30 protein-coding genes are annotated in these 26,697 nt (G+C 40.6%); 11 read left to right on the forward strand and 19 right to left on the reverse strand.

What is annotated here, in order from left to right; translation table 11 throughout:
- Window positions 1–59: 59 nt before the first annotated feature.
- The 6 genes from EGS47_RS10110 to rplM form a co-directional block, all read right to left on the reverse strand.
- Window positions 60–419, reverse strand: coding sequence for a hypothetical protein (locus tag EGS47_RS10110; protein ID WP_005002094.1), 360 nt, complete (start codon window positions 417–419; stop codon window positions 60–62).
- Between the two features lie 391 nt (window positions 420–810).
- A complete protein-coding gene (locus EGS47_RS10115; RefSeq protein WP_005002095.1) occupies window positions 811–1,473 on the reverse strand; it encodes a hypothetical protein in 663 nt (220 codons plus the stop codon).
- A gap of 16 nt (window positions 1,474–1,489) precedes the next feature.
- On the reverse strand, window positions 1,490–1,924 hold the full coding sequence (locus tag EGS47_RS10120) for a ClpXP protease specificity-enhancing factor (RefSeq protein ID WP_005002096.1): 435 nt from the start codon (window positions 1,922–1,924) through the stop codon (window positions 1,490–1,492).
- 11 nt (window positions 1,925–1,935) lie between these two features.
- Window positions 1,936–2,586, reverse strand: coding sequence for a glutathione S-transferase N-terminal domain-containing protein (locus EGS47_RS10125; RefSeq protein WP_005002097.1), 651 nt, complete (start codon window positions 2,584–2,586; stop codon window positions 1,936–1,938).
- A 188-nt stretch (window positions 2,587–2,774) separates the two neighbouring features.
- On the reverse strand, window positions 2,775–3,161 hold the full coding sequence (gene rpsI / locus EGS47_RS10130; RefSeq protein WP_004992397.1) for a 30S ribosomal protein S9: 387 nt from the start codon (window positions 3,159–3,161) through the stop codon (window positions 2,775–2,777).
- A gap of 12 nt (window positions 3,162–3,173) precedes the next feature.
- A complete protein-coding gene (gene rplM, locus EGS47_RS10135; RefSeq protein WP_004992400.1) occupies window positions 3,174–3,602 on the reverse strand; it encodes a 50S ribosomal protein L13 in 429 nt (142 codons plus the stop codon).
- Window positions 3,603–3,784: 182 nt separating this feature from the next.
- On the opposite strand from rplM, the gene pdxA reads away from it, so the two are divergent.
- From pdxA to EGS47_RS10150, 3 genes are read left to right on the forward strand one after another with little or no spacing between them, the layout of a single operon-like run.
- Window positions 3,785–4,756, forward strand: coding sequence for a 4-hydroxythreonine-4-phosphate dehydrogenase PdxA (pdxA, locus tag EGS47_RS10140; RefSeq protein WP_005002098.1), 972 nt, complete (start codon window positions 3,785–3,787; stop codon window positions 4,754–4,756).
- 23 nt (window positions 4,757–4,779) lie between these two features.
- Window positions 4,780–5,592, forward strand: coding sequence for a 16S rRNA (adenine(1518)-N(6)/adenine(1519)-N(6))-dimethyltransferase RsmA (rsmA, locus tag EGS47_RS10145; protein ID WP_004992406.1), 813 nt, complete (start codon window positions 4,780–4,782; stop codon window positions 5,590–5,592).
- Window positions 5,593–5,597: 5 nt separating this feature from the next.
- On the forward strand, window positions 5,598–6,440 hold the full coding sequence (locus tag EGS47_RS10150; protein WP_005002099.1) for a symmetrical bis(5'-nucleosyl)-tetraphosphatase: 843 nt from the start codon (window positions 5,598–5,600) through the stop codon (window positions 6,438–6,440).
- Between the two features lie 53 nt (window positions 6,441–6,493).
- Here the strand turns inward: EGS47_RS10150 and EGS47_RS10155 are convergent, their stop codons facing one another.
- From EGS47_RS10155 to EGS47_RS18675, 5 genes are all read right to left on the reverse strand, one after another.
- Window positions 6,494–6,940, reverse strand: coding sequence for a DUF2147 domain-containing protein (locus tag EGS47_RS10155; RefSeq protein ID WP_004992409.1), 447 nt, complete (start codon window positions 6,938–6,940; stop codon window positions 6,494–6,496).
- Between the two features lie 112 nt (window positions 6,941–7,052).
- On the reverse strand, window positions 7,053–7,727 hold the full coding sequence (locus EGS47_RS10160; protein ID WP_005002100.1) for an LrgB family protein: 675 nt from the start codon (window positions 7,725–7,727) through the stop codon (window positions 7,053–7,055).
- An 11-nt stretch (window positions 7,728–7,738) separates the two neighbouring features.
- A complete protein-coding gene (locus EGS47_RS10165) occupies window positions 7,739–8,110 on the reverse strand; it encodes a hypothetical protein (RefSeq protein WP_005002101.1) in 372 nt (123 codons plus the stop codon).
- A gap of 44 nt (window positions 8,111–8,154) precedes the next feature.
- Window positions 8,155–9,480 carry a ribosome rescue GTPase HflX gene (gene hflX, locus EGS47_RS10170; RefSeq protein WP_005002102.1) on the reverse strand — a complete coding sequence of 442 codons (1,326 nt, stop codon included), beginning with the start codon at window positions 9,478–9,480 and terminating at the stop codon, window positions 8,155–8,157.
- A 94-nt stretch (window positions 9,481–9,574) separates the two neighbouring features.
- Window positions 9,575–9,712, reverse strand: coding sequence for a hypothetical protein (locus EGS47_RS18675; protein ID WP_227546612.1), 138 nt, complete (start codon window positions 9,710–9,712; stop codon window positions 9,575–9,577).
- Between the two features lie 170 nt (window positions 9,713–9,882).
- Here EGS47_RS18675 and EGS47_RS10180 point away from each other — a divergent pair, with 170 nt between their 5' ends.
- Window positions 9,883–10,686: a lysophospholipid acyltransferase family protein gene (locus EGS47_RS10180; RefSeq protein ID WP_004992421.1), complete on the forward strand. Its 804-nt coding sequence runs from the start codon at window positions 9,883–9,885 to the stop codon at window positions 10,684–10,686.
- 41 nt (window positions 10,687–10,727) lie between these two features.
- Here the strand turns inward: EGS47_RS10180 and EGS47_RS10185 are convergent, their stop codons facing one another.
- On the reverse strand, window positions 10,728–12,269 hold the full coding sequence (locus EGS47_RS10185; RefSeq protein WP_228128595.1) for a phospholipase D family protein: 1,542 nt from the start codon (window positions 12,267–12,269) through the stop codon (window positions 10,728–10,730).
- Between the two features lie 222 nt (window positions 12,270–12,491).
- Between EGS47_RS10185 and EGS47_RS10190 the strand changes: the two genes are divergently transcribed.
- Complete coding sequence (locus tag EGS47_RS10190; RefSeq protein ID WP_005002105.1) at window positions 12,492–13,502, forward strand: metallophosphoesterase; 1,011 nt, start codon at window positions 12,492–12,494, stop codon at window positions 13,500–13,502.
- A gap of 65 nt (window positions 13,503–13,567) precedes the next feature.
- On the opposite strand, the gene EGS47_RS10195 is transcribed toward EGS47_RS10190, so the two are convergent.
- Together EGS47_RS10195 and trhA are read right to left on the reverse strand one after the other, a co-directional pair.
- Window positions 13,568–14,884 carry an MFS transporter gene (locus EGS47_RS10195; protein ID WP_005002112.1) on the reverse strand — a complete coding sequence of 439 codons (1,317 nt, stop codon included), beginning with the start codon at window positions 14,882–14,884 and terminating at the stop codon, window positions 13,568–13,570.
- 240 nt (window positions 14,885–15,124) lie between these two features.
- On the reverse strand, window positions 15,125–15,766 hold the full coding sequence (gene trhA, locus EGS47_RS10200; RefSeq protein WP_005002113.1) for a PAQR family membrane homeostasis protein TrhA: 642 nt from the start codon (window positions 15,764–15,766) through the stop codon (window positions 15,125–15,127).
- A 101-nt stretch (window positions 15,767–15,867) separates the two neighbouring features.
- Between trhA and EGS47_RS10205 the strand changes: the two genes are divergently transcribed.
- From EGS47_RS10205 to EGS47_RS10215, 3 genes are all read left to right on the forward strand, one after another.
- Complete coding sequence (locus EGS47_RS10205; protein WP_005002115.1) at window positions 15,868–17,094, forward strand: class I SAM-dependent methyltransferase; 1,227 nt, start codon at window positions 15,868–15,870, stop codon at window positions 17,092–17,094.
- Window positions 17,095–17,544: a GNAT family N-acetyltransferase gene (locus tag EGS47_RS10210; RefSeq protein WP_005002119.1), complete on the forward strand. Its 450-nt coding sequence runs from the start codon at window positions 17,095–17,097 to the stop codon at window positions 17,542–17,544.
- A gap of 306 nt (window positions 17,545–17,850) precedes the next feature.
- A complete protein-coding gene (locus EGS47_RS10215; RefSeq protein WP_119686346.1) occupies window positions 17,851–18,225 on the forward strand; it encodes a glyoxalase superfamily protein in 375 nt (124 codons plus the stop codon).
- Window positions 18,226–18,237: 12 nt separating this feature from the next.
- On the opposite strand, the gene EGS47_RS10220 is transcribed toward EGS47_RS10215, so the two are convergent.
- The 4 genes from EGS47_RS10220 to EGS47_RS10235 form a co-directional block, all read right to left on the reverse strand.
- Window positions 18,238–19,107, reverse strand: coding sequence for a patatin-like phospholipase family protein (locus EGS47_RS10220; RefSeq protein ID WP_119686345.1), 870 nt, complete (start codon window positions 19,105–19,107; stop codon window positions 18,238–18,240).
- A 14-nt stretch (window positions 19,108–19,121) separates the two neighbouring features.
- Window positions 19,122–19,397: a hypothetical protein gene (locus tag EGS47_RS10225; protein ID WP_049174794.1), complete on the reverse strand. Its 276-nt coding sequence runs from the start codon at window positions 19,395–19,397 to the stop codon at window positions 19,122–19,124.
- 162 nt (window positions 19,398–19,559) lie between these two features.
- Window positions 19,560–21,695 (reverse strand): 3-hydroxyacyl-CoA dehydrogenase NAD-binding domain-containing protein, encoded by a 2,136-nt coding sequence (locus EGS47_RS10230; protein WP_119686344.1) that lies wholly within the window; start codon window positions 21,693–21,695, stop codon window positions 19,560–19,562.
- Between the two features lie 146 nt (window positions 21,696–21,841).
- Window positions 21,842–23,047 carry an acetyl-CoA C-acetyltransferase gene (locus EGS47_RS10235; protein WP_119686343.1) on the reverse strand — a complete coding sequence of 402 codons (1,206 nt, stop codon included), beginning with the start codon at window positions 23,045–23,047 and terminating at the stop codon, window positions 21,842–21,844.
- 146 nt (window positions 23,048–23,193) lie between these two features.
- Here EGS47_RS10235 and EGS47_RS10240 point away from each other — a divergent pair, with 146 nt between their 5' ends.
- Both EGS47_RS10240 and EGS47_RS10245 read left to right on the forward strand, forming a co-directional pair.
- Window positions 23,194–23,772 carry an AAA family ATPase gene (locus tag EGS47_RS10240; protein ID WP_119686342.1) on the forward strand — a complete coding sequence of 193 codons (579 nt, stop codon included), beginning with the start codon at window positions 23,194–23,196 and terminating at the stop codon, window positions 23,770–23,772.
- A complete protein-coding gene (locus tag EGS47_RS10245; protein ID WP_119686341.1) occupies window positions 23,772–24,218 on the forward strand; it encodes an NUDIX hydrolase in 447 nt (148 codons plus the stop codon). Before EGS47_RS10240 ends, EGS47_RS10245 begins: the two co-directional genes overlap by 1 nt.
- Window positions 24,219–24,249: 31 nt before the next feature.
- Here the strand turns inward: EGS47_RS10245 and EGS47_RS10250 are convergent, their stop codons facing one another.
- The gene (locus EGS47_RS10250) at window positions 24,250–25,260 is read right to left on the reverse strand and encodes an AraC family transcriptional regulator (RefSeq protein WP_004992456.1); all 1,011 of its coding nucleotides are present in this window, start codon (window positions 25,258–25,260) and stop codon (window positions 24,250–24,252) included.
- A 211-nt stretch (window positions 25,261–25,471) separates the two neighbouring features.
- Between EGS47_RS10250 and EGS47_RS10255 the strand changes: the two genes are divergently transcribed.
- On the forward strand, window positions 25,472–26,590 hold the full coding sequence (locus EGS47_RS10255; RefSeq protein ID WP_005002124.1) for a CaiB/BaiF CoA transferase family protein: 1,119 nt from the start codon (window positions 25,472–25,474) through the stop codon (window positions 26,588–26,590).
- Window positions 26,591–26,697: the final 107 nt, after the last annotated feature.

The raw sequence follows: 26,697 nt of genomic DNA on the forward strand, positions 1-26,697 counted from the left end.
GGACAGTACAAAATTAATAGCCCCTTAAATCATTCGATTGATTAAAGGGCTAATGATCATTAAGCAAAATCGAGTTCTTTCTCAAACGTTTTTAGTTCATGGCGGGCCATCGCTAAATTAGATTTTGAGCGATCTAAAACTAGATATAAGAAGATATTGCTATTGCTCTCTAAAGGGCGAATAAGATGATATTGCTTGCCTAGTGTGATTAATATATCTTCAATTTCATCATTGAGCTTGAGTGAATTTGCAACGCGTCGCTTAGCACGGACAACTTCAGTGTTACCTGCTGCTGCAAGTTCTAAATCAATATTACCCCCACCTTGAGTCGCTAGCGCTAAACCGCTTTCAGTATCAACTAATGCCGCAGCATTGAAACCATCAATACTGGTCAATCCATCAAGTGATAATTTCGCCATATTTTTACCTATTTATTAAGATATGATTATTTATAATTTCTACTACTCCTGATTTTTATTCAGAGTGAAATAGTAGGAGTTTTTTATTATTCAAAAGTGTCTTGGCTAAATCAATAGTACATATACTAGAACCTGTAATGATGAGTCTTTTACTTGATTAGAATAGCCAAGTTAAATTGAGGAAAATGTATTTTTAAATGCATATTGATCATTTAAATGTGATTTTTATCGCATTAAATTTGATCAAAAAAGCTAAAATTACAAGTGTAACAAATTATATTTTTTAAAAATAATGAATGTTATGAAGTGACATTATTTGTTAACTATAAGGTAAATAAAAAATAAGAGAGTATATACTCTCTTATTTTTTAAATAGTCTTTTTAATCTGTCTTAATGAATTAAGTTTGAATATTGGCAATATAAAAAAACCAAAATTGCCAAAGCCACTATTGGCGCCACAATTTTAGACCATGCAGGAATAGGTAATTCCTGAATTTCAATCGTGGTATGGTGATTTGTTTCGGTGGGTTGTTGTGCAGTATGGACCATTTGATTAAACTCCTTCATGGTTTCATCTAATGATAGCTCTTCTGAAACTTGAGGTTTAGTCCCAATGAGTTCTGTGAGTTGATTTGTTGACCAAACCCAATCATCAGCCTGTCCAGATAAATGCTCAATTTGACCTGCCAATAGTTCTTTTAACCCAGTGGGACCAAAATTTCCTGTATCATCGAGTTGTTTAATCTCAGAAAATTGTAGTTCCAAAATCTCCATCAACGCCTGTTCTTGCTCTTTAGGGGCTAATTCTGATTGATTGTTTGAGGAGGTAACAAGATGACGAGCAATCTCTTGTAGGTACAAGGGATCAATTCTATGAATTTCTTGGTAAAGTTTATTTTCATCTTCACGCCAGAGTTGAATCAATTTTCCCAAAACCAAGGCATTGAGTTCAAAAATATAATGGCTACGCTTTTCACGTGAATATTGTGAAAATAGCTGAGGCTTTTGAATTTCAGTCTGCTCAGCAAAATAATGTACTAAATCAAAAGCCATCGGATACTCCGTAAATTTAATCTAATAATCGTAAACTTGGTTTTTTCTTAGGTGTTTCAGATTCAACTTGTTCTTGAGTATTTGATTTTAAAGTATCTTCTGTCGTTTGCACATTGGCATATTCGTCAGGGTCGAAGAATAATCCTTGTCCATTTTCACGTGCATAAATTCCCAATAAAGCAGAAATAGGGACATAAATATCACGAGCAACACCGCCAAAACGAGCAGAGAAGCTAACTGCATCGTTACTCATTTGAAATTGATGAACTGCATGAGGGGCAATATTCAAAACAATTTGTCCATCTTTAACAAACTGTTCTGGAACGGAAGTATACGGCTGAGTCGCATCAACCAATAAATAAGGCGTGAGTTGGTTATCACAAATCCATTCATAAATTGCGCGTGCCATATATGGGCGGGTAGGGCTTAAATTTATTTCCTGATTTGACATGATAAACTCACTTAACGATTTACTAAGGCACTATAGCGCGTTTTTTCCTGCTGTGTCATGGATTTAACAAAAGCAGGACGACTAAACACACGATTACAATAGAGTAATAAAGGACGAGATTGTTGAGGCGATAATTCAATTCCCATACTTTGCAGCCTGAGAAACATGGGAGCAATCATGCAGTCCAAAATTCCAAAGTTTTCCGACATAAAGTAAGGAAAATGTTGAAACAATGGAGCAAGTGAAATTAAAGTATCTTTAAATTCTTTTTGGGTTTTGGCTTTTTGTGTAATATCCAGAGTATCCGCATGTTTGAGCATGATATCAGCTTGCTTAAACCAGTCTTGCTCAAAACGCCAGATATATTGGCGTTGTTCTGCCCGAGTACTCGGTGCATCCGCATACAGCTTATTTTGTCTATAACGATCGTCAATATATTCTGAAATAATTGCAGTCGAAAATAGTTTTAAATCATTTTCTAGTAGCATCGGTAGTTGATTGTAGGGATTTAAGCTCGCAAGGTCTTCATCTTCATGATCTACTAAAATTAAGTGATGTTTGATTTGTTTTTCTGCGAGTAAAAATCGTATCCAGTGTGAGCGAAAATCATCTGCATGACTATAAAGCGTAATTCCTTGAAGCGATGCATTTTCGACAGACATATCTCAAAAAACTAAAAAATTGGATGGTGTAGGATACTAAAAATACATCTAAAAAGATAATACCCCGTTAAATAAGTTTGGAGCATTCGCTTGGCATCTAGCGAGTATTGTAAAGGACAATAAGTAAAAAATTTTAGATAAAGAAAAACCCCAGAATATCTGGGGTTTTGTCCAACTCGAAAAACGTATTAACGTTTAGAGAATTGAGGACGTTTACGTGCTTTACGTAAACCAAGTTTTTTACGTTCAACTTCACGTGCATCACGAGTAACGAAGCCCGCTTGACGAAGAACTGGTTTTAAAGTTTCGTCAGATGCGATCAAGGCACGAGTAATACCGTGACGGATAGCACCAGCTTGACCACCGATACCACCACCTTTAACAGTGATGTAAAGGTCGTACTTTTCAGTTGCTTCTAACAACTCAAGTGGTTGACGAACAACCATTTGAGCAGTTTCACGACCGAAATATTGCTCTAAAGTACGGTTGTTAATCACGAGTTTACCAGTACCAGCTGATAAGAAAACACGTGCAGTTGCGGTCTTACGGCGACCTGTACCATAATTAGTTGCCATGTGCTTTATCCCTTAGATGTCCAAAACTTGTGGCTGTTGAGCAGTATGAGGATGCTCGCTACCAGCATACACTTTCATCTTCTTGATCATTGCATAACCAAGAGGACCTTTTGGCAACATGCCTTTCACAGCGCGTTGGAAGATTTCTTCAGGTTTGTGAGCAACTAATTTTTCGAAATTAGTTTCTTTTAAACCGCCTGGGAATTCAGTGTGGCGATAGTATTTTTTATCAAGTGCTTTGTTACCAGTCACTTGAACTTGTTCAGCATTGATCACAACGATGTAGTCACCAGTGTCAACGTGAGGTGTATAAGAAGTCTTGTGCTTACCGCGTAAACGACGAGCGATTTCAGTCGCAAGACGACCTAAAGTTTTGCCAGAAGCATCAACAACGTACCAGTCGTGTTGTACTTCAGCAGGCTTAGCGCTGAGAGTTTTCATTACTACTACCTATTATAGTTGGTTTGGACGGTGGAATCTGCCCAAACAAAAGGAGACGAGATTCTAAACGAATCCATCAGCTTTCACAAGAAATAATCGATTTTAAACCACATTATTTTACCCGACGAAACGCTAAAATTGAATATACTGCAATGGATGAAAATTGATACGAGTGCGATTTGATGGCACGTCCTTTATATATTACCAGTGGTGAACCTGCAGGGATTGGTCCAGACATTTGTTTAAGCCTTGCTGAACGTTTGGATCAACGACCGCTTGTGGTTTTGGTCGATCAGGATTTAATGCGTCAACGTGCCCAGCAATTGGGAATTGAGGTTGAACTGATTGAGTATCATGGACAACCCAACTCTTGTGAAAAAGGTCAGCTTTATATCGAACATGTTGCTTTACATGTTCCCGTTATTGCAGGGGAATTAAATTTCCAAAATGCAGCTTATGTGATTGAGCAATTAAAGCGTTCTGCTGAATATGCCATGACAGGGAAAAGTGTAGGATTAGCAACGGCACCTGTACAAAAATCAGTGATCAATGATGCAGGCATTACTTTTAGCGGACATACTGAGTTTTATCAGGAATTTGCAGGGGTTGCCCGTGTGGTGATGATGCTAGCAACCAAAACTCTTCGAGTGGCTTTAGCCACTACGCACTTACCCTTGCGTGCTGTTGCGGATGCGATTACAGCTGAACGCTTACATCAGGTGATTGATATTTTACTGCATGATCTGAAAACTAAATTTAAGATTGCGCAGCCACGAATTTTAGTCTGTGGCTTGAATCCGCATGCGGGTGAAGATGGTTATTTAGGTCGGGAAGAAATTGAAGTGATCAATCCTGTCCTTGAACGCTATCGTCACAACGGAGTAAACATGAGTTTATGTCTGCCTGCGGACACTTTATTTACCCCTGAACATTTAAAAGATGCCGATGCGGTTTTGGCGATGTATCACGATCAGGGCTTACCTGTGTTAAAATCACAGGGCTTTGGTGAAGCCATTAACATTACGCTAGGTTTACCATTTATTCGCACCTCAGTCGATCATGGTACGGCACTGTCCTTGGCTGGTACAGGTTTAGCCAAAAGCTCAAGTTTGCAAATTGCGGTTGATCTGGCGCTAGATCTGGCGCGTCAATAATTGATTTCTGTTGGAACGTTTTTATGTATCAAATTAATGCCCTAAACCCTAAAGAAGAAGGGCATAAAGCTCGTAAACGGTTTGGTCAAAACTTCTTGCATGATCAGCGTGTGATTGCCAAAATTGTACGCTCAGTGAACCCTCGACCAGGTGAGAATATTGTCGAAATTGGGCCAGGTCTGGCTGCCCTTACCTCGCCATTGATTGGCGAGTGTGATGCACTGACTGTGGTCGAACTCGACCGAGATTTGGCAGCAGGTTTACCCGAACGTGTACCGCATCCAGAACGTTTAACCATTGTTGAAGCAGATGCACTCAAGTACGATTTTAGCCAATTAGCACAGGATGGTCGTCCGCTACGTGTGGTTGGTAACTTGCCTTATAATATTTCGACTCCTTTATTATTCCACCTCTTAGAATTTGGCGATAAAGTCAAAGATATGCACTTTATGCTGCAAAAAGAAGTGGTGGAACGGATTACCGCAGCACCCAATAGCAAAGAATATGGTCGTTTGTCGGTGATGATTCAGTATTATTGTCAGCCAACATTTTTATTTGAAGTCCCTGCGGGTGCATTTAATCCGCCGCCAAAAGTCACCAGCGCTGTATTTCGCTTAGTCCCTTATCTTGAGAAACCGATTGTGGCTCAAGATGAAAAAGCCTTATCGCGGTTGGTTGCACACGTATTTACGCAACGTCGTAAAACCTTACGCAACAGTTTGAAAGGAATGCTGAGTGAAGATGGTTTCGAGCAAGCGGGTGTTGATCCGATGGCACGCCCTGAAACTTTAACGCTGGCGCAGTTTGTGGCGTTATCTGATCATATGGTTGGCTAATTAAGATGTCGAAACGTTATAACTATGTGATTGGTGATGTACAAGGCTGTTTTGAAGCATTAAAAGCCTTGCTCAAGGAAATACGTTTTGATCCTGATCAAGACGTGATCTGGTTTGCAGGCGACTTAGTTGCGCGTGGAGAAAACTCGGTCGGCACTTTACGCTTTGTCAAAAAATTAGCAGAACGTGGTGCAGCTTACACCGTGTTAGGAAATCATGATTTAACTTTAATTGCGACTGCGCGTGGCTTTAAAAAAATTAAAGCCAAAGATAATACCCAACAAGTGATTGATGCGATTGACGGTGATGAACTGATTGATTGGTTACGTCAGCAACCGTTGTGTTTATTTCCAAATGATCACACGATTTTGACCCATGCTGGCATTCCCTGTATTTGGACGGCTGAAAAAACTGATCAATTGGCCAAAGAAGTACAAGCGCAGGTTGCAAGTGATGATTTACACCAACTGGATGCATTTTTAGCTGAGATGTATGGCGAACAACCAACATTGTGGTCAGATGAGTTGACGGGTATGTCGCGTCTGCGTGCGATTACTAATTATTTGACTCGGATGCGTCTAAGCAATGCCGAAGGTCGTTTGGAATTTAGTTTTAAGGATGAGCTTTCTGCCCCCATGCCTGAAGGCTTTCGTCCGTGGTTTGAGTTTGATAGTTTAGCTGCACAGACACATCAAATTGTATTTGGCCATTGGGCCGCGCTACAAGGCCGAAGCGTGAATTCTCAAATCCAGAATGTTGATGGGGGCGCGGTGTGGGGTAATCAGTTGATTGCTTATCGACTCGAAGATCAACAGCTTTTTCAGGTGGATAACCCATTCATTCACTAAAAATAGAAAAGTCACCATTTGGTGACTTTTCTATAATTGTAACTACGCTTTTTTTATTCCTGACGAATCCAGATTTGGGTACGACCCAACGCCGAAACACCCACGTAACCGCGAAGTTGTAAGCGTTTGCCGTTAGGACTTAATTTGGCTTTCATACTATAAATTTTACCGCTTAAAGGATCGATAATTTTACCGCCTTTGTAATCTAAATCTTTATCATGCTGAAGGCCAGTTAAAACATCCAGACCTAAAATTGGTTTATTGGTGTAAGGCGGCGGGCAGTTGACGCAAGTCTCTTTAGGCGTATAACCCGGACGCGGCGTAACCTTAATAATCTTACCAATATAAGCCCCATTTGAGTCTTTGCGAATTTCAATCAGGGCTTTGGATGAACCTGTTTTATCATCAATATTTTGCCAGATACCAGAAATGTCTTGTGCAAAAACCAGACTGCTCAACCCCGACAATAATACCGCTGCTGCTAATTTTAGCTTTCGCATCTTTTAAATTCCTTTTTTGCGTAACCAGATAACTTTTTATGTCATAAATGACAACTACTCCAATCTTAGGTGGAATTTGGCTGCTATTCAATGCCTATTTTTGTTTGACAAGTCACAGATTTTGCAGAGAAAGTATAAAGGTTGGCAACCAGATTGCTGTGAATACACCATTAATGGCCATGCCAAAAGCTGCATAACGACCAGCTACCGCACCCCGTTGCCATGCTTGCGCAGTTCCAATGGCATGTGCAGCTAAACCCAAAGCCAGACCCGATGCGCGTTCATCATTAATATGACGCAAAATAAGCGGAGAAAATGCCGCACCAATCACCCCCGATAAAATCACAATTAATGTCACTAGAGTCAATGGAGCATGTAATAAAGTCGCGATATTTAAAGCAATTGGAGTGGTAACGGCACGTGTGGCAAAAGCTAAAATGGTGGGTTCGGACATGTGAAGTAAGTATGCAAGTCCCATCGGTAGAGCAACTGCGCTGGTGCTGGCAAAAATTAGAATACCAATCATGGATTTAAGCGGTAGATCATCGTAGCGCATGGCGGCTAATGGAATCGCAAGCGCGACCGTGACATAGCCCAATAAATGACTAAATAAATTATTCACGTTGTTCATATATTGTTCATAAGGCATCCCAACAACAGCCAAAATCGCGACGACAATACACATACCAAACACTAAAAGTGGTACTTGAGGTAAACGTTTGTTCAAGGGTTTAGCACAGAGATAAGCCACCAGCGTGATTAAAAAACCATAAAGAACGGTTAACATGTCTTCTCTCCCTAAAGCCAACGTTTTGCCATTTTGGCGTAAATCCAGAGTGGAATCAGGGTGCTGATGACCAGTACCAATAAAAACAAGGGAATTTCTTTGCCCATATGTACTAGCATCATCAATGAACCTGCACAAATGGGTAAAAAAGCAAATCCACTTTCTTTCATGATTTTATTGTTAGTATCGACCAGACGATTTGGAACCTTTTTAAACTTCCGCCAGATAAACAATACAATCAAAAGGCTAATCAGTCCGACCAAGTTGCCTAATTCGGGATGATGAAATGTGCCCATGATCAGCACAGCGCCCTCTCGAAATACAATGATTAGCGCAATGGTGGCCAGCCATGCCAACCAGTCGATTTGTTTTAACCTGTCCATGTTGCTCATCTATTTATCATTTGAATATTCACGTTTTAACCGATCTAGGATTTGATTTCAAATTCTTCAAGTGGTCTTTTGAATTGATTGGCACGTTCACCCAGAATATCTTGAAGCGGTAAATGCGCTTGTCGAATCAGTTGCTCAAGTTTATGTGGAGCAATCGAAACCTTTAAATGTAGATTTCCCTCATCATCATAATGTTCGCTTTGGATGACATTTAGTGCATAAAGTTGAGTCCGCAATTTGCCATACGCAGGTTTTAGGATGAGTTCAAAATTTTGTAATTGCCCCATTAAGCATTCTTGTACGGCTTGTTTGAGGAGGTCTAATCCTTGTCCTGAATGTGCAGATACATAAACTCGATCAGGTAAATGCGGTTCAGCATATATAATTTTAGGTTCATCACCACTTAAATCAATTTTGTTATATACCCTCAAAACGGGCGCATCTGCGCCAATTTCTTTGAGTACACCTTCTACCGCTTCAATCTGTTCATGCATATCAGGGCTATGACTATCAATCACATGCAGTAAAAGTGTGGCTTCAAGGGTTTCTTCCAAGGTGGCTTTAAATGATTCCACCAAGTCGTGTTGCAGGTCTCGAACGAAACCGACCGTATCGGCAAGGACAACGGTGCCAATGCCATCCCAGTCTAAACGCCGCAATGTTGGATCAAGCGTGGCAAACAACTGGTCGGCAGCATAAACATCACTATTGGCTAAGATGTTGAACAGGGTTGATTTGCCCGCGTTGGTATAACCGACCAAAGATACCGTCGGAATTGCTGCTTTTTGCCTTGCTGCACGACCCTGCATACGGGTGTGTTGGACTTTGACCAGTTTATCTTTTAATTGACTAATACGCACTTTGATCAAGCGGCGATCAGTTTCAAGTTGCGTTTCACCCGGACCTTTGAGTCCAATTCCGCCTTTTTGTTGCTCAAAGCCCGCTGCCCAACCGCGAATCAACCGTGTCGATAAATACTTCAGTTGTGCCAGTTCAACTTGTAATTTACCTTCATGTGTGCGGGCACGTTGTGCAAAGATATCCAGAATTAATCCTGTGCGGTCAATAACGCGACACTTCATGATTTTTTCCAGATTGCGCTCTTGAGCAGGAGAAAGTGAATGATCGAAGATCACGAGTTCAGCCTCTAAATGCTCTACAAGTTGGGCAATTTCCTCAGCTTTACCTGAGCCAACAAAAAACTTGGGATCAGGTTTATTTCGCTGAACGGTCAGGTGTTCAAGTATTGTCGCGCCTGCGGATTGGGCAAGTAGACGAAACTCTTCAACATCCAGATCATCAAGCATATTGACAGCTACACTGACCAGAATGACGCGTTCCCTTTGTTGCACTTGTCCCAAACCGTCTTCCACAGATCACCAAATTCGTTTAACTAAAATGTCCTGCTAAGATAACCCGAGCAGGCATTTGAATCTAGTTTTATAGCCAAAAGGACTAGATTAAACTATTAAATGCTTGGGCAGTGAGAATCATGGCCCCTGCATATAAAACTGACCAACCCAGAATCTGACGTAACATGGTGGTCATTGAACCTGTAGAATATTGATGTTGTTTCACGGGAGTAGTATGCATGACATGGCTCCTTTGATCTTTAATTTCGATAGTTAAATAATAATCAATCGCAATAATAAATAAAAATTGAATTTTTAAATGTTCATGTTCGGTTTTTATCATCAATACAAGCCCATCAAGTTCAGTATAAAATAGGTCGAAATTGCAATTTAAACAAAAATGATATTTTTATGGCTCAAACGAAATCAGCGACTTCAAAGAACTTAACTCCAGTAGAAAAAGTTTTTTTATATAGTAAAAAATTGGCCACAGGTCTGGGAGTGATTGGTGAAGGCTTTTATTTGGTCTATCGTCATCGACTCTATAAAAATCCAAATAATCCAATGAATACCCGTTATGTGCAGTACTTTTGTCGTCAATTGTGCAAAGTTTTTAATATTGAGGTTGAAGTACACGGCACAATTCCACGGAATCCATCATTGTGGGTGAGTAACCATATTTCTTGGTTGGATGTTGCAGTATTAGGCTCTGGTGCGAGAGTCTTCTTTTTGGCGAAAGCTGAAATTGAAAAATGGCCAGTCCTCGGGCAACTCGCGAAGGGCGGTGGCACCTTATTCATTAAACGCGGTTCAGGAGATTCGATTCGGATTCGTGAACAAATCGCAGATTTTTTAAGGAAAGACATTCCCGTTTTATTCTTTCCAGAAGCCACAACGACAGATGGAAAAAGTATTAAACGAGTGCATGGACGTATTTTGGGAGCCGCAATAGAAGCACAGCGTCCAGTACAAGTCTGTTTGATTTGTTATGTGAATCAACAAGGTGAGTTAGATACGGTGGCACCATTTATTGGCGAAATGACTTTTGCAGAACATGTACAACAAGTTTTGGAAATGCCGAAAGTCACCGCGCATTTACTAACTTTGCCTGAAATTGAGGTACAAGGTCATACGGTGAGCAGTTTAACCGCTGAAGTTCAGCAAAAAATGGAACAAGGTTTAAAAGAGCTGCATGCGAAAGTGTTAAATCATTGATCAAACAGTGCAAACTTGGAGGGTTTATAAGCGATTTAACATCACATAAATCCTTCAATTGGAAGCCATGATAACATTTTGACGCCTGCTCGTTGCCACCATTTCATACGGGGTTCTTTTTTATAAATTTTAGTGCTATTCGGCATTTGGCGATACCAATTGATATTATGATTGGCATCCAGCACCAGTTTATACGCATAATGAGTTAATTGTTGATCCATGGTTTGGTGAATGCTTTTCGCTAAACTCGGACTATTTAAAATGACGCCGATTTCGGTATTTAAATAGGCTGAACGTGGATCGAAATTAAAAGAGCCGATAAACACTTGTTTTTGATCCAGCGTCATCATTTTGGCATGTAGGCTTGAATTGCTCAGACCTTTTAGACTAATTTTAGCTTCTTTGGCTAATTCGCGAGTATCTTTGTTCAGCTCCTCTTCATCCAGCGTGGGCAAAAACTCATAAAGCTGGACGCCATTTTCCAGTAATTCCTTACGATATTTACCATAAAAGGCATGTACGATCGAGACGTCATTGGCTTTAAAAGAATTGGTTAATACCCGAACCTGTACGCCATTTTGTGCCAATTCACTTAAATGTTTGGCACCCTGTTTTTCAGGTACGAAATAGGCAGAAACTAAATCAACATTTTCTTCTGGTTTTTGCAGATTTTTAATCAGCTGAAAGTTTAAATGCTGTTCCTTTTTGGCTTTGCCACGAATTTTATCAGGTGAGTCTTTAACCACTTTCGCCTGAACCCAATCAAACTGGATATTACTATTAAACCATTGGTCAAAGGCATGTGATCGTGCAGCCAAGTTCAGATAGTTTTGTACATTTGCCAGTTCGTAATGTTCATCAAGCTGACGTTTTAGTTCTGGATAGCGTAAATAATGCGTTTTAGCATTGACGATATTAATCACAGAGTAGGCATATTTATCATTCCAGTAATCATCAAAAGAATGAACAATATCATCTACAGCCGAGCCAACCAACATGACATCGACATCGGAAAATTGATAATTATCACTGCTGTTATAATATTGATTGGTCATATTGCGCCCCCCAATCAGCGCAATCTGATCATCAGCGATAAAGCTTTTATTATGCATGCGCCGATTAATGCGTTTTAAGTCGAGTACCATATCGATGGCACGAAACTTGCGGAAGCGATAGGGGTTAAACAGTTTGACTTCTATATTTTGATGCTGTGACAATGCCAGTAAAACCGCTTCCATTTGTTTGGCATTGTTATCATCTATCAATAAACGTACTTTTACGCCACGATCCGCAGCCCGAATAATGGCATGTAAGGCTAAAGCGCCAACGCGGTCGTTGTCCCAGATATAGTATTGTAGATCCAGACTTTTTTCGGCTTTATCAATCAACTTTAGACGTGCTGTAAGCGCTTCAAGTGGATCATAAAGCAGGTGATAACCTGTCAGCCCTTGATTTTGCTGACGTAGAGGTTCTACGACTTTGGCAAGCGTGGTGTGTGATGTATCGACTTGGCTTGCTAACTGAATGACCTCATGACCAGGTTTGGGCAGCGTATTGCATCCGCTTAAACTCAATACCAGCATACAACTGACGCCAAGCAAAAAGTGCCTACTTATTTGCTTTTTTGCAGTAAAATTAGGGTATTGTGTAGCTAAGCGGAGTGTTTTTGCCATAGTGTATGCATCAATAATGTGGCCTAGAGTATAATTCTTGATTAGCCAAAGATAAATAACTGAAACAAAATCACTCATCCTGATGAGTCTTTCAGTGTTTAAGATGCTATTTAAGATCATTTGAGAATAGCTATGTGGGATTTTAATTCGATTATTTTTTATTTCTATCTGATTTTTGTTGTTCTCGCAATTTGGGCAGTTTCGCAAGCCTGGCGTAGTCAAGCCTGTACCGAAACCATTCACCCTTTTAAAGCCTTTGTGCATTTGCTGGTGTTTTATTTATCTTATTTACTGTTTCCTCTGGTTATTTTTACGCTTTATGCGGGATGGTCTGGTTATTTTTCATTGCATCAAAGCGTTTTCATTTTTTTATTAAGTGTTTTTCTGATTTATGCACGTTTTATCGAGCCGCATTTGGTGCATGTGCGGCAGCATCAGTACCGTTTAAATCCGAATCAACCTTTTGCAAAACCGGTCAAAGTGGCTTTGATTGCAGATTTACATGTCGGTTTATATTCTGGTCATGAGCGTCAATTACGCATTATTGTCGAAAAGCTGAATCAGGCACAACCCGATATTGTGGTGGTGGCTGGGGATTGGACCTACGAGCCAGAACATAAACTCGCTGAAGAATTACAAGTATTACGCCAGATACAAGCTCCTGTTTATTCTGTACCCGGTAATCATGATGAACAATATCCCGGCCCGCCGATTCAGGAATTGCTGAAACATGCGCTAGATGTCAATGATGTGATCGATATCGAAGGAAAAATTGTTGAGTTTGATGAGTTCCGTCTGATCGGAATCGGGGACTTATGGGCGGGTAAAACCGATATGCGATTTATGCCAGAATTACCGCAAGATAAGCCGTGGCTGATTTTATCGCATAACCCAGATACGGTCGATATGGTGCCAGAACTTCCTTTACGCCCTTTAATGCTCTCTGGACATACGCATGGAGGGCAAGTTGAATTGCCATGGATCACCAATTACATCATGAAAAAAGTCTCAATTTTAGGACATAAAAAGGGCTTTTATGAGCATGAACATGCAGATGTTTTTGTCACCGTAGGTACAGGCATGGTCGGTGTGCCTTTTCGATTTCGGGTGCCACCCACAATTGATATTATTGAATTGATTTAAGAAATTTTTCTTCAATGCGTTAAATTAAAAAAACCAGCAAGCGCTGGTTTTTTCATCAAATTGGTTTAAATCTGATTATTCACATCTTCGTTTTTAGTTTCACGGATGAGCAAAAACGCAATCAATGATAAAATTGACGCTGCTGTTAGATAATAACCGACTGCCTGCAAGCCATAAGTTTCAGCTAACTTGGTGGCAATCAAGGGTGCAAAAGATGCGCCTAGAATACCTGCAAGGTTAAAAGTCAACGCTGAACCTGTATAACGGACTGAGGTTGGAAATAATTCCGAAAGTACAGTTCCAATTGGACCATAAGTGAGTCCCATAATCGACAAACCAATACACAAAAACAGGAACACCACCAAAGTATTGCCTGATGCAAGCAGATCAGAAAAGAACAAACCAAAAATAGCCGCGGCGATACAAACCCCAATCGATGTTGCTTTACGACCAAATTTTTCAGCAAAAATTGCAGAGAGTGGAATAAAAGCAGCAAAACACAAGGTTGCCAATAATTGCATTTCTAGAAATTGTCCACGTGCATAACCAAGATGCGTGGTTCCCCAGTTCAAGGCAAAGACAGTGGTTAAGTAGAAAACAACAAAGGTACATACCGCACCAATCGTTCCCAGTATCAGTTGTTTGGTATGCTTGGTGACCACTTCGGTAAATGGAATATTCACTTCTTTTTGCTTATCCAACACTTTTTGGAAAGCAGGGGTTTCGTGTAGTTTTAAACGAATATATAAACCGACTAAAACCAAAATTGCACTGGCAATAAATGGAATACGCCATCCCCACTGCATAAACGCTTCATCTGGCATTAATGCGCCAAGCGTTAGAAATGAACCCGCCGCTAAAATAAAACCAATCGGCGCGCCAAGTTGCGGGAACATGCCATACCATGCACGTTTACCTTCTGGCGCATTTTCAGTTGCGAGAAGTACAGCGCCACTCCATTCACCACCTAAACCTAAGCCCTGACCCAAACGGCAAAGCGCAAGCAATAATGGCGCAACAATACCAATTTGAGCATAAGTGGGTAATAAGCCAATACAGACGGTCGAAATTCCCATCGTGAGCAAAGCAGCAACCAATGTGGCTTTACGACCAATACGATCACCTAAATGTCCAAAGAGTGCAGCACCAATCGGGCGAGCAATAAAGGCAATCGCAAAAGTGGCTAGGGACTGTAGCATGGCAGCACTGCCACTGCTTGCAGGGAAAAATAGATGCGGAAAAATCAGGACTGCCGCTGTGGCATAAATATAAAAGTCAAAAAACTCGATCGTTGTTCCAACGAGACTCGCAGTTAAGACACGGAATTTTGAGTTACTGGCAACAGCAGGTGCTGTGGTTGCAGAGGTAGAGGATGACGCCATAAAGGAACCTTACACTTCGTAAAAATAAAAAAATTTGTTTTTAAAAGCGTAATCTTTTTAAAAAAGGCGTAATTTCTTAAAAAAATAACGAGTAGTAGATTTCTTTCATAACTATATAACTATTTAGTTAGACGCTCTTTATTTTTCTCCCTCAAGGAGAATAAAAAAGGACTGATGAAAGAAATCGAATCTAAATATTCAATACCAATCAGGGTCGCTGAACATAGTATTCAAAATAGACTAGATGACGTACCAATAGATCGAAAGGAATTGTAATCCCGCGCCCATCAATACAAAAACATGCCAGATTGCATGGGTATATCTTACCTTTTTTAGCGCATAAAACAATGCTCCGATCGTATAAGCTAACCCGCCAGTCACTAAAAAAATCAGTGCGTCTTTACTCAAATATCTTTGCATATCATCAATAAGTAACACAGCTGTCCAACCCATCAGCAAATAGGCAATCAGGGAAATTTTTTGAAAACGATGAATGAAAATTAATTTGAAAAGTGTCCCAATGAAGGCGATCACCCAGAGTGCAATCAGGAGATAGTGTGCTTTGGCAGTTGGAATAGCAATACTTAAAAAAGGGGTGTATGTCCCTGCGATGAGATAATAAATCGCGGTATGATCCAGTTTTTTATACCAATGTCGTTTTTCTTTGGTTTTGGCAAAATGATACAGCGCAGAACTACTAAAGACTAAAATTAGGCTGAAACAATACGCCCATAAACCCACCCATTGACCTGTGCTGAGGTCATGTGCCTTGATCAATAAAAAAAACGAAGCCATGATTGCCAGTACAGCACCAGCAGCATGGCTCCATGCATTGAGCTGTTCTTCCAGAGGATCATAATCAAGTACAGGAAACTGAGACATTTTTAGATCATTTTATTAAAAGTACAAGTGTATAGTAATTCAATTTTGTTTTTAAAGTAAGACGTTTTAAACTAGAGCGGCAAATAAATAAGGTTTTTACTATGTCCGCTTTGGCAACCCATTCTCCTCAAGAGCAGCAGTTCCTTGAATTGATACACCAAACGATTCAAAGTCAGCAGTTTGAACGACTGATTTTGAGTCAATATCAAGGTACAGAGACAGAGCTTGAGAAAATCACATTCCGAATGGTTGAGTTACAGCAACAAACGAAATTAAGTGCGCTGTATCATTATAAAACTAAAGACGTGACAAAAAATTATGAGTTAAAAGAATCACTTGATGTGATTGAAAAACTTGTACATTTATGCAAGCAAGCCAATTTGTTTGCGCACAATGTTGAAGCTCAATTGAAAAAAAATAAGAAAAAAGTACTACTGAATATTCAACAACACACGAAACCGAGTCTGGAGCATTCCAAACCGACTCAGCAACATAATCGTGAAAAAGAACGCTATGTTGATCAGGCCAGTCCATTTTTACAGTATTTAGGAATCACAGAGGCCAATGGAAAAATTATTCCTGCGATGGCGCGTAAATGGAAACAGATTAATAAATTTATTGAAATTTTTTCTCATGCTTATGATCAAATTGAGGTAAAAAAAGATCAGGTTAATATTGTCGATTTTGGTTCGGGCAAGGGCTATCTGACCTTTGCCTTGTATGATTATTTACAGCAGCAAACAGCGACTCAGCCTGTCGTCACAGGCGTTGAGTTACGTTCTAATCTGGTTGAATTTTGCAAAGAGATCGCAACCAAAGCAGGTTTTGATCGGCTTGATTTTTTTGAAGGGGATGTCAGAACTTATCAGACCGAGCAGCTTGATGTTATGATTGCTTTACATGCCTGTGATATTGCAACAGATTTTGCGATTCATACCGGTATTCGTTTAAATGCTTCGATGATCATGTGCGCGCCGTGTTGTCATAAAGAATTAAGACCACAATTGCACAGTCCATCAGTGTTAAAACCGATGTTACAGTTTGGTATTCATGCAGGGCAACAAGCTGAAATGCTGACCGATACTTTACGTGCTTTATTGCTCAAAGCCTATGGTTATGACGTAAAAGTGTTTGAGTTTGTATCTTTAGAGCATACCAGTAAAAATAAAATGATTTTGGCCACAAAGCGTAAAGATATCGATCAACCTGATCCAAAAATTCTGGAGCAGATTCAGGCATTAAAACAGATGTATGGCATTGAAAAACAGACATTGGAATTGCTCTTAAATGACCAAATCGCGATTGAGAATGTTGGGTGTAAATGTTAAATGATGGATAAAACTACGCTAGATCTGCAACTTGATATTCAAGTAGGTGACTGGAACAGTTTACAACAAGATGCCAAATTGATTCGGACCTTGGTGTTTGTTGAAGAACAACACATTCCCGAGGCGGAAGAATGGGACGCTCATGATGCAATCTCGCAGCATTTCGTCGTGTATCATGATGTTCAACCGATTGCGACAGCACGTTTACTGCAAAATCGGAGTATTGGGCGAGTGGCCGTTCTAAAGGCTTATCGGGGCTTTAATATTGGATATAAGCTGATGCAAGCCATCATTGTTCATGCGCAAGAACAAAATTTGCCTGATTTAAAACTCTCTGCACAGGTATATGCAACGGGTTTTTATGAGCGTTTAGGTTTTTGTCAACGCGGTGATATTTATGATGACTGTGGTATTCCTCATATTGAAATGTTTTTATCTTTAGATGATTAACCCTTAACATTCAGGTTTGGGTAGCATTTCGTGCAAAATAAGATTTGATATGAATCTAAAAATCAGTCGTTTTCAATTACTATGAGAACTGTGGTTGAGGTGTTAAAAAGACTTCTTTCATCATTGCTTAAACCCTGTTTGTTTTTCTCCCATAGAGAGAAATAAAGAGAATTTACGAAAGAAGTCTAAAGTTTAAATGTTTTTGAATAGGCGGCAGGGTTTGTCGCCAAAAGATTACGGTATTTACAGCAACGTAAATCCAAAGATAAAGAAATACTTCAAAATACAAACTGAATTGAGAAAAAAATGAATCAAAACCAGAATATTATTCCTGTGATACGTATTTTTGATGTGGAAAAGGCCAAAGCTTTTTATCTTGATTTTTTGGGTTTCCAACTAGATTGGACGCATCAATTTGAAGAGAACTTTCCGCTTTATATGCAAATTTCTAAAGATCAATATTGCTTACATTTAACTGAACATTATGGGGATTGTAGTCCAGGTGCATTGGTACGGTTGCATTTAGTGGAATTAGAACAATTTGCTCAACAACTCTTAGATCAGAATGCCCGATTTGCCAAACCCCAGCTTGAAACCGTGCCGTGGGGAAATTTAGAATTATCGATTCGTGATCCCTTTTCAAATCGTCTAGTGTTTTGGAAAGATCAGGCAGAAACCTGATCTTTTAACTGTTTAGGGTAGGGTTTTCCATTGCTCAATCGCCGCAAATCCAGTTTCCAGACCGACTTGATAGGTATATTGCAACTTGTTGCGATCTTTACAAAGACGATTTGCCAATCCTTTTTTATCGGGAACGCAAACTTCAAGAATGTGTTGTGGTTGCTGAGTTGAAAGGGGCTGACGCAGAAAATTGACAGAATCATTATAACGATTACAGCGTTCTTTTAGACTCAATGCAAAGCCTTGATTATTCCTGACAATATATTTTGCCAAAAACTGATCGCCTTTACTACTGGCTTTAAAATAATGCTGCGGACGTGTGCGAATCACCATCAGCTTGCTCACATCTGCTTGTTGCGCTGCCCACTGTACAGGCAACGCATCTGCGACACCGCCGTCAAAATAAGGCTCACCCATAATGTCGACAGGTTGACGAGTTAATACAGGAATCGTGCTCGATGCACGTAAAGCATCCAATAGATTATCTCGTCCTGCTCGTAAATACTCAGCCTGACCACTTTGTGCGTGAGTCAGTACCATATAAAAATCAGGATTTTGTGCAAATAGTGTCTGTTGATCAAGCGGGTGTTCAGTTTCACCAACTTGCCACATCCATTCTAAATCAAGTAAATCACCGCCTTTCAAGAAGCGCTTATAACTGATAAATTCTGGACGTAGAGAATGATCAATATAAAAATTAAGTGTACGACCTTTTTGACCTGCCAGATAATTGGCAAGATTGGTAGACCCAGAAGACACACCGACATAGAGATCAAACGGATTAAATTGTTGTTCTAAAAAGGCATCGAGTACGCCCGCAGTAAAAGCACCGCGCATACCACCGCCTTCAACGATAAGTGCCTGACGTTGTATTACTGACATGATATTTTCCAGTGTTAATGTTGCGCTTGATGTTGCGAATGTGCATCCTTAGGCGTGGACTGTTGAGTTGGCGCTTCATCATTTTGCTGATTTTCAGATGCGGGTTGCGATGTTGTTTTGAGTTGGTAATGACCTTTTTTCGCTTCCTGATTAGGCATATAGTCAGGTTCGCTGGACATGGCCAAGTATAAAAAAGTGAAAAATATCGTGGTAATCGCCGCCACAATGATAATAAATTTCCAGCCTAAAGCCGTTGATTCAGCATCATTGCCAGAAGATGATTTACTCATAAATGAGTCCAACCGTCAAAATAAACAAAGAAAAATAAGTGGTTGTTATAGCATAAAATTGAAAAAAAGAGAGAATTTAAATATAAAGTCTATTCAATACAATGATATAACAACGCACACCAGATTTAAAGTTGGTGTGCGTTGTGATGAGCATGCATATGTTTAGCGAATGATGTCACTCTTTTGTGCTTGGTCTTTCAATAACTGTGGTGGATTGAAGCGTTCACCATATTTTTCAGCGAGTTGTTCGGCACGTTGTAGTGACTTTTCAACTCCGTTTTGATTGAGGAATTGAATCGCGCCACCTGTCCACGGGGCAAAACCAATGCCAAAAATTGAACCGACATTGGCATCAACAACAGATTCTAAGACGCCTTCTTCATAACAGCGCAAAGTATCCAATGCTTGAACAAACAGGAAGCGATCAATCATCTCCTGTTCCGAAATATCATTCTCTTTTGTCCAGCGGCTGAGTCCATCCCATAAATGTTTTTTTCCATTTTCAGGATAGTCATAAAAACCTGCACCCGCAGCCTTACCCTTGCGGTTAAGTTCATGAATCATGGTATGTACCACTTCATCCACAGGGGTTTTTGGCAGATATTTACCTTCTGCTTGTAATGCTTTGCGTGTTTCACTGGCAACATGTTCAGACAAGGTCAAAGAGACTTCATCTTGAATCGCCAATGGGCCAATGGGCATACCTGCTTTCAATGCCGCCATTTCAATCTTGGCTGGATGCACACCTTCAGCAAGTAAACGCATACCTTCCTGAACGAACGTACCAAACACACGGCTAGTAAAGAAGCCGCGACTGTCATTCACCACGATTGGCGTCTTGGCAATTTGTTGCACAAAGTCGTAAGCTTTAGCCAGTGTTTCAGCAGAGGTTTGTTTACCTTTAATGATTTCGACCAATTGCATTTTATCGACTGGACTAAAAAAATGTAAACCAATGAAATTTTTGGCATCTTTACTGGCTGTTGCAAGGCCAGTGATGGGTAAAGTCGAAGTATTTGATGCAAAGATTCCACCTTGAGCCAAATATTGTTCAGCTTCTTGTGTGACTTTGGCTTTAAGTTCTTGATTCTCAAATACCGCTTCAATGATTAGATCACAGCCTTGTAGATCAGTTGCATTGGCCGTTGCGGTAATTAAAGACAGGACTTGATCACGTTTTTCAGCGGTCATGCGGGCTTGTGAAACACGTTTATCGAGTAACTTTTGCGAATAAGCTTTGCCTTTTTCAGCATTTTGGACCGATACGTCTTTTAATATCACTGGAATGCCCTTGATGGCGGTTGAGTAGGCAATACCTGCACCCATCATGCCTGCACCTAAAACACCGACTTTATTCGCTTGCCATTTAGCAACATCCGCAGGACGGCTTGCACCAGACTTGATTGCATTGAGACCATGCCAGAAGGTACCGATCATATTTTTAGAAATCTGACCGATGGTAAGCTGAGTGAAGTAACGTGATTCGATACGCAAAGCGGTATCCACATCCACCTGTGCGCCTTCTACTGCTGCCGCCATAATGGCTTCAGGCGCAGGGTAGCAACCTTTGGTTTTATCACGTAGCATCGCAGGAGCAATCGCCAATACCTGAGCCACCGCGGGAGTTTTTGGATCGCCACCTGGAATCTTGTAGCCTTTGACATCAAACGGTTGCTGACTCTTAGGATTCGCCTTCACCCAAACAATCGCTTTCTCTAACAGCTCCTGTTCATTCTCAGCGGTGTCATGCACCAAACCTAGCGATTTTGCCTGATCCACGCCAAATTGCTTACCTTCCATTAAGAATGGAAACGCATTTTGTAAACCGAGCAGACGGACCATACGCACGATACCACCACCACCTGGTAGTAGACCTAAAGTGACTTCAGGTAAACCAAACTTGGTTTTAGGGTCGTTGATTGCAATGCGGTAATGGCAACCTAAAGCAATTTCCCAACCACCGCCTAATGCAGTACCATTCAGCGCAGCTACAACAGGAACGCCTAATGTCTCAATCGTGCGTAGGTCACCTTTGAGTTTTTCAATCATCTTGAAAAATTCAGTAGCATGTTCAGGTTGAACCTGAATAAGCTCATCCAAATCACCGCCTGCAAAGAAGGTTTTTTTGGCAGAACGGAAAATAATACCTTTGAGATCAGTTTCAACTTTGAGCTTTTGGCTGACTTTATCTAGTGAATCACGAAATTCTGCATTCATGGTATTCGCAGATTGACCCGATGAATCAAGGGTAAGAATTACAATATTGTCAGCGTTTTTTTCGTATTTAATAGCGCTCATACATCATCGTCCTAAATTTATTTCTTAAAAACGCTGGCGAAGCAGAGCTTGCGAGGCGGAAATATTTGAAAAAAGCGCAGTTTACGATGTGTAAATGAGCATTTTTGACAGTGTTTCCAACGTGGCAAGATCAATGCAGCCAGTTTTTATACCAACTCAATGATGGTGGCAATCCCCATCCCACCGCCGACACATAAGGTTGCCAGACCGCGTTTCTTGCCCTGACGCTCCAACTCATCCAGCAAAGTACCTAAAATCATGGCACCTGTTGCACCCAATGGATGACCCATCGCAATCGCACCACCATTGACATTGACTTTCTCGGCTGGAACGTTCAGTTCATTGATAAAACGCATCACCACGGCAGCAAAGGCTTCATTCACTTCAAACAGGTCGATGTCGTCAATGGATAAACCTGCTTTTTCTAATGCCTTACGTGCCGCAGGAGCAGGACCAGTCAACATAATGGTTGGGTCTGTACCGACCAATGCTGTCGCAAGCACTTTGGCACGTGGTTTTAAGCCTTGTTCTTTGACTGCTTTTTCAGAGGCCAATAACACCACAGCAGCACCATCAACAATCCCTGATGAATTGCCTGCATGGTGAACGTGATTAATTTTTTGAGCCTCTGGATATTTCTGTAAAGCAACTGCATCGAAACCCATTTGTCCCATCATTTCAAAGCTGGCATTAAGTTTTGCTAAGCCTTCAACCGTGGTAGAATCTCTAATAAATTCATCTTTTTCTAAGATCGTGACCCCTGAATGATCTTTCACAGGCACGACTGATTGATCAAAATAACCTTTGGCCTGTGCTGCCGCTGCTTTTTGTTGTGAACTGACAGCAAATGCATCCACATCTGCACGGCTATAACCATCCAAGGTTGCAATCAAGTCTGCGCCTACGCCTTGTGGAACAAAGGATGATTTTAAATTGGTTTCGGGGTCAAGCGCCCAAGGCCCGCCATCAGATCCCATCGGGATGCGTGACATGGATTCAATCCCACCAGCAACGACTAAATCTTCCCAGCCTGAACGGACTTTTTGAGCGGCTAAATTTACTGCTTCTAAGCCTGAGGCGCAGAAACGATTAATCTGAACGCCAGCCACATCATCATTCCAGCCTGCGGCAATTGCTGCGGTTTTTGCAATATCACCGCCCTGATCACCAATCGGGGTGACGCAGCCCAAAACAATATCATCAACTTTTGAGGTATCAAATTGATGACGCTGTTGTAGCTCATGAAGCAAGGTCGTGACCAAAGTAATAGGTTTGACTTCGTAGAGTGAGCCATCTTTTTTTCCTTTCCCGCGTGGCGTGCGGATGGCATCGATGATATAAGCCTCGCTCATCATTCTTCCTTTTATAACCTTAAATATTTTTATGCTTTTGAGTGTAATGGATTTTAGACCCAACACAATGACGATAAGGTCATCTGGTGGATGATGTTTTTTGCCAAGACTTTGTCTGATATAGAAACTTGATCAAGCATCGCTTGATGAGTAAACTATGCAGCCATAAAAAACAATCTATTTATATGAAATTTATTAATATTATTGGCACAACAGGTTCAGGGAAAAGCACACTCGCCAAACAACTTTCTAAGCAGTTAAATCTTGTTTATATCGAATTGGATGATTTACTTTGGTTGGATGACTGGCAGGAATCTTCAAATGAGGCTTTGTTTTTAAAGCTGAAAATAGCAACCGAGAATGCTGATACAGGATGGGTATTAGATGGCCTTTATACACGCACCATTCCAATGATTATGCAACAAGCAGATATGGTAATTTGGCTGGATTATCCATTTTGGGTGAATCTGTATCGTCTTACTCGACGAACATTAAAAGGTTTAGTGAATCAAAAACCATTGTGGAAACATTCAAATAATCGGGAAAATTTAAAATTGATTCTGTCTAAACAATCAATTTTTGTTTGGTTAATCAAATCCTATCCTAAAAATCGAAAAAAATATTTAAACTTAATGAAAAACCCTGATTATCAACATATCCAATTTATTCGACTCACTTCGCCTCAGCAGACAAAAGAATTCTTAAATCGGCTAGGGGTAATGTAATGACTAGTATTAAAGCAAAAGCCCTGTGTATTTTCCGATATGGGAATAAATCTTTGCTTTCTTTTGGGTATGATCCCAGCAAAAATGAGCATTATCTAAGACCGATAGGCGGTAGTATTGAATTTGGAGAAACCTCCTTACAAGCAATAGAAAGAGAAGTGCTTGAAGAAATTAATCAACAAATTACCCATCCAAAACTTCTAGGCGTATTGGAAAATTTATTTAGTTTTGATGGTCAGCAAGGGCACGAAGTTGTTTTTGTGTATGAAGCAGAATTTGTTGATCCCACATTATATAGCCAGACTGAAATAAACGGCTATGAATCCGATGGTTCAACTTATATTGCGCAATGGATGACTTCACAGCAGCTTGTTTCAGAACAATATCCTGTTTACCCAAAGGGAATAGAACAGTGGCTTTTTGCTAATAGACAGCCTAATCTTTAGACTGTCTATCTACAAACTACAAAGCTAAACCTTAATGATAACCGTGTAATTGTCGATATAAACCTGGCGTAACCCCAGTCCATTTTTTAAAGGCACGGTGGAAGGTGCTGGTTTCACTAAATCCAACCTGTTGCGCAACATCTTCAAGGGTCAAATCTGGATTTAGCAACAAGTGAATGGCGGCATCTCGACGCAAAGCATCTTTGACACCTTGATAACTTTTACCTTCCGCAGCCAGACGGCGGCGCAGTGTTTGCGGAGAAAGATAAAGCATAGATGCCACATCATTGAGCGTTGGCATTTCTTCACCAATCTGACTTTTAAGGACATCACGGATGCGTGAAGTCAGAGAATTGGTATTTTTAAATTTGACCAAAAGCTGTGCAGGTGCAGCTTTTAAAAATTCTTCTAGTGTTTTCTCATTTTGGCGAATCGGTAAATCCAGATAATCTGCCGCAAACGTAATTTCGGTACGTGGCATGTCAAATTGCATCACAGGGGCAAAAAATAATGCATCGTATTCATCAGCATGTGCAGGACGAGGATAACCAAAATGAACCCGTTCAAGTGGCAAACGACGTTCAATCAACCACGAAGCCAAACCATGCCAAATCATCAGCATACTTTCGGTAATAAAATGATCAGGATCCAGACTTTTAGGAATCATCGGTACCAGACGCGCTTCATGTTTATCGCGCTCTAAAGTGACCGACCACTCGTCACCAAAAAGTTTATAAAATTGAGAAGATAAATCGAGCGCTTCACCTAATGTCTTTGCATGAATAATCAACTGACACATAATGGCAAAAGTGCCTAAACGGCGTGGTTGAACATCAAAGCCAACATGCTCATCCTGAGTGACCATCCAGAGCATTTTGATAAAACGAGTGTACTGTTCTGGCGAAATACGCGCTTTGGGTTGACGTAATAATTCTGCTTCAATCCCAACATGCGAAAGCAGGGTTTCGACATCCATGCCTAGGCGTTTAACACCAGTCAAAGCCGCATTCACGAAATGGATACTAATGGTATCGCGACTCATGTTAAATCCTTCAGTCTCTTTTATGTTCACTTTTGATTGACCTAAATGACTCTAAAAAATGTTCAATTGGCGATTTACAACAACAGCAAATCACTTTTTACATGTTAAATTGCCGAAATGATCAAGGTAAATGGCTGAACATGACATTGTTTTGATTCTTTTATATCCCTAAGATGACTAAAAAGACAATAGTTTTAGGATGAAAATAACCATGACAACGGCATTAAACGGACTGAAAATACTGGATTTTTCAACATTGTTACCGGGGCCTTTTGCCACGATGTATCTGGCGGATATGGGGGCAGAAGTGATTCATATTGAGTCACCAAGTCGGCCTGATCTGGTTCGAATTATGCCGCCTTATGCCAATGGTCAAGCCACATCGCATAGCTATCTCAACCGTAACAAACAATCGATTGCACTCGATTTAAAAGATCCTGCCAGTATTGATTTGATTAAATCGAAAATTTCAGAATTTGATATTGTAGTTGAACAATTTCGTCCTGATGTCATGCAACGACTTGGGCTGGACTACGCCACATTGTCGGCGATCAACCCTCGCCTGATTTATTGTTCCATCACGGGGTATGGGCAAACGGGAAGTTATAAAGATCGGGCAGGGCATGACATTAACTATTTAGCCTTGTCTGGCATTATGGGACATAGTGGGCGGGTACAGAGCGGGCCACCGCCTTTGGGCATTCAGATTGCCGATGTGGCAGGCGGTTCGTTACATGCGGTGATTGGTATTTTGGCGGCTGTGGTGGAGCGCAGTCAAAGTGGACAAGGGCAATATATTGATATTTCCATGACCGATTGTGTGGCGGGTCTCAATAGTATGGCAGCTTCGGCAAGTCTGGCAGCAAATGTTGTGCAGCAACCTGAGCAGGCGATATTAAATGGCGGTAGTTTTTATGACTATTATCTAACCAAAGATGGACGCTATATGTCGGTAGGTAGTCTTGAACCACAATTTATGACAGGACTTGCAGCGGCACTAGATTTACCCATTTTATTAGAAAAAGGGGCCTCATTTCATCCAGAAGGTCGACAATTGGTTAAACAGGCATTGGCAGATCAATTTAAAACTCAGGATTATGCGCATTGGCATCATGTATTTGCTGCGCTAGATGTGTGTGTTGAACCTGTTTTAAGTTTAGAAGAAGCATTGCATACCCCTCTTGCTGTTGAGCGAGGTTGGGTGGTCGATGTGCCGTTATCTGAACAAACTGATCAAACCGAACCTCAGTTGGCTTGCCCGATTAAATTTTCAAGATCACAACCACGCTATGATTTTATTGCACAGGGTTTAGGGGACGGAAAATGGTGACAAATTAAACGAATAGCTACAATAAAAGTGATTTTAATCAAATAATTAACATTTTGAATAAATTGTTATGCTTTGAATTATCGTAATCTTTATCGCATAAATATATA

This window comes from Acinetobacter sp. FDAARGOS_515, assembly GCF_003938865.1.
Lineage (GTDB): Bacteria > Pseudomonadota > Gammaproteobacteria > Pseudomonadales > Moraxellaceae > Acinetobacter > Acinetobacter ursingii.

What these genes read in the sequence shown, in the direction of transcription:
- EGS47_RS10160 (WP_005002100.1), bottom strand. Translation starts at nt 7,727, where the DNA reads ATGTTAACCGTTCTTTATGGTTTTTTAATCACGCTGGTGGCTTATCTC.
- EGS47_RS10155 (WP_004992409.1), bottom strand. Translation starts at nt 6,940, where the DNA reads ATGCGAAAGCTAAAATTAGCAGCAGCGGTATTATTGTCGGGGTTGAGC.
- EGS47_RS10210 (WP_005002119.1), top strand. Translation starts at nt 17,095, where the DNA reads ATGATGGATAAAACTACGCTAGATCTGCAACTTGATATTCAAGTAGGT.
- EGS47_RS10225 (WP_049174794.1), bottom strand. Translation starts at nt 19,397, where the DNA reads ATGAGTAAATCATCTTCTGGCAATGATGCTGAATCAACGGCTTTAGGC.
- pdxA (WP_005002098.1), top strand. Translation starts at nt 3,785, where the DNA reads ATGGCACGTCCTTTATATATTACCAGTGGTGAACCTGCAGGGATTGGT.
- EGS47_RS10215 (WP_119686346.1), top strand. Translation starts at nt 17,851, where the DNA reads ATGAATCAAAACCAGAATATTATTCCTGTGATACGTATTTTTGATGTG.
- EGS47_RS10190 (WP_005002105.1), top strand. Translation starts at nt 12,492, where the DNA reads ATGTGGGATTTTAATTCGATTATTTTTTATTTCTATCTGATTTTTGTT.
- trhA (WP_005002113.1), bottom strand. Translation starts at nt 15,766, where the DNA reads ATGTCTCAGTTTCCTGTACTTGATTATGATCCTCTGGAAGAACAGCTC.
- EGS47_RS10180 (WP_004992421.1), top strand. Translation starts at nt 9,883, where the DNA reads ATGGCTCAAACGAAATCAGCGACTTCAAAGAACTTAACTCCAGTAGAA.
- EGS47_RS10120 (WP_005002096.1), bottom strand. Translation starts at nt 1,924, where the DNA reads ATGTCAAATCAGGAAATAAATTTAAGCCCTACCCGCCCATATATGGCA.
- EGS47_RS10220 (WP_119686345.1), bottom strand. Translation starts at nt 19,107, where the DNA reads ATGTCAGTAATACAACGTCAGGCACTTATCGTTGAAGGCGGTGGTATG.
- rpsI (WP_004992397.1), bottom strand. Translation starts at nt 3,161, where the DNA reads ATGGCAACTAATTATGGTACAGGTCGCCGTAAGACCGCAACTGCACGT.
- EGS47_RS10125 (WP_005002097.1), bottom strand. Translation starts at nt 2,586, where the DNA reads ATGTCTGTCGAAAATGCATCGCTTCAAGGAATTACGCTTTATAGTCAT.
- rplM (WP_004992400.1), bottom strand. Translation starts at nt 3,602, where the DNA reads ATGAAAACTCTCAGCGCTAAGCCTGCTGAAGTACAACACGACTGGTAC.
- EGS47_RS10255 (WP_005002124.1), top strand. Translation starts at nt 25,472, where the DNA reads ATGACAACGGCATTAAACGGACTGAAAATACTGGATTTTTCAACATTG.
- EGS47_RS10185 (WP_228128595.1), bottom strand. Translation starts at nt 12,269, where the DNA reads ATGCTGGTATTGAGTTTAAGCGGATGCAATACGCTGCCCAAACCTGGT.
- EGS47_RS10165 (WP_005002101.1), bottom strand. Translation starts at nt 8,110, where the DNA reads ATGGACAGGTTAAAACAAATCGACTGGTTGGCATGGCTGGCCACCATT.
- EGS47_RS10235 (WP_119686343.1), bottom strand. Translation starts at nt 23,047, where the DNA reads ATGAGCGAGGCTTATATCATCGATGCCATCCGCACGCCACGCGGGAAA.
- EGS47_RS10245 (WP_119686341.1), top strand. Translation starts at nt 23,772, where the DNA reads ATGACTAGTATTAAAGCAAAAGCCCTGTGTATTTTCCGATATGGGAAT.
- rsmA (WP_004992406.1), top strand. Translation starts at nt 4,780, where the DNA reads ATGTATCAAATTAATGCCCTAAACCCTAAAGAAGAAGGGCATAAAGCT.
- EGS47_RS10240 (WP_119686342.1), top strand. Translation starts at nt 23,194, where the DNA reads ATGAGTAAACTATGCAGCCATAAAAAACAATCTATTTATATGAAATTT.
- EGS47_RS10110 (WP_005002094.1), bottom strand. Translation starts at nt 419, where the DNA reads ATGGCGAAATTATCACTTGATGGATTGACCAGTATTGATGGTTTCAAT.
- EGS47_RS18675 (WP_227546612.1), bottom strand. Translation starts at nt 9,712, where the DNA reads ATGCATACTACTCCCGTGAAACAACATCAATATTCTACAGGTTCAATG.
- EGS47_RS10205 (WP_005002115.1), top strand. Translation starts at nt 15,868, where the DNA reads ATGTCCGCTTTGGCAACCCATTCTCCTCAAGAGCAGCAGTTCCTTGAA.
- EGS47_RS10115 (WP_005002095.1), bottom strand. Translation starts at nt 1,473, where the DNA reads ATGGCTTTTGATTTAGTACATTATTTTGCTGAGCAGACTGAAATTCAA.
- EGS47_RS10150 (WP_005002099.1), top strand. Translation starts at nt 5,598, where the DNA reads ATGTCGAAACGTTATAACTATGTGATTGGTGATGTACAAGGCTGTTTT.
- EGS47_RS10230 (WP_119686344.1), bottom strand. Translation starts at nt 21,695, where the DNA reads ATGAGCGCTATTAAATACGAAAAAAACGCTGACAATATTGTAATTCTT.
- EGS47_RS10195 (WP_005002112.1), bottom strand. Translation starts at nt 14,884, where the DNA reads ATGGCGTCATCCTCTACCTCTGCAACCACAGCACCTGCTGTTGCCAGT.
- EGS47_RS10250 (WP_004992456.1), bottom strand. Translation starts at nt 25,260, where the DNA reads ATGAGTCGCGATACCATTAGTATCCATTTCGTGAATGCGGCTTTGACT.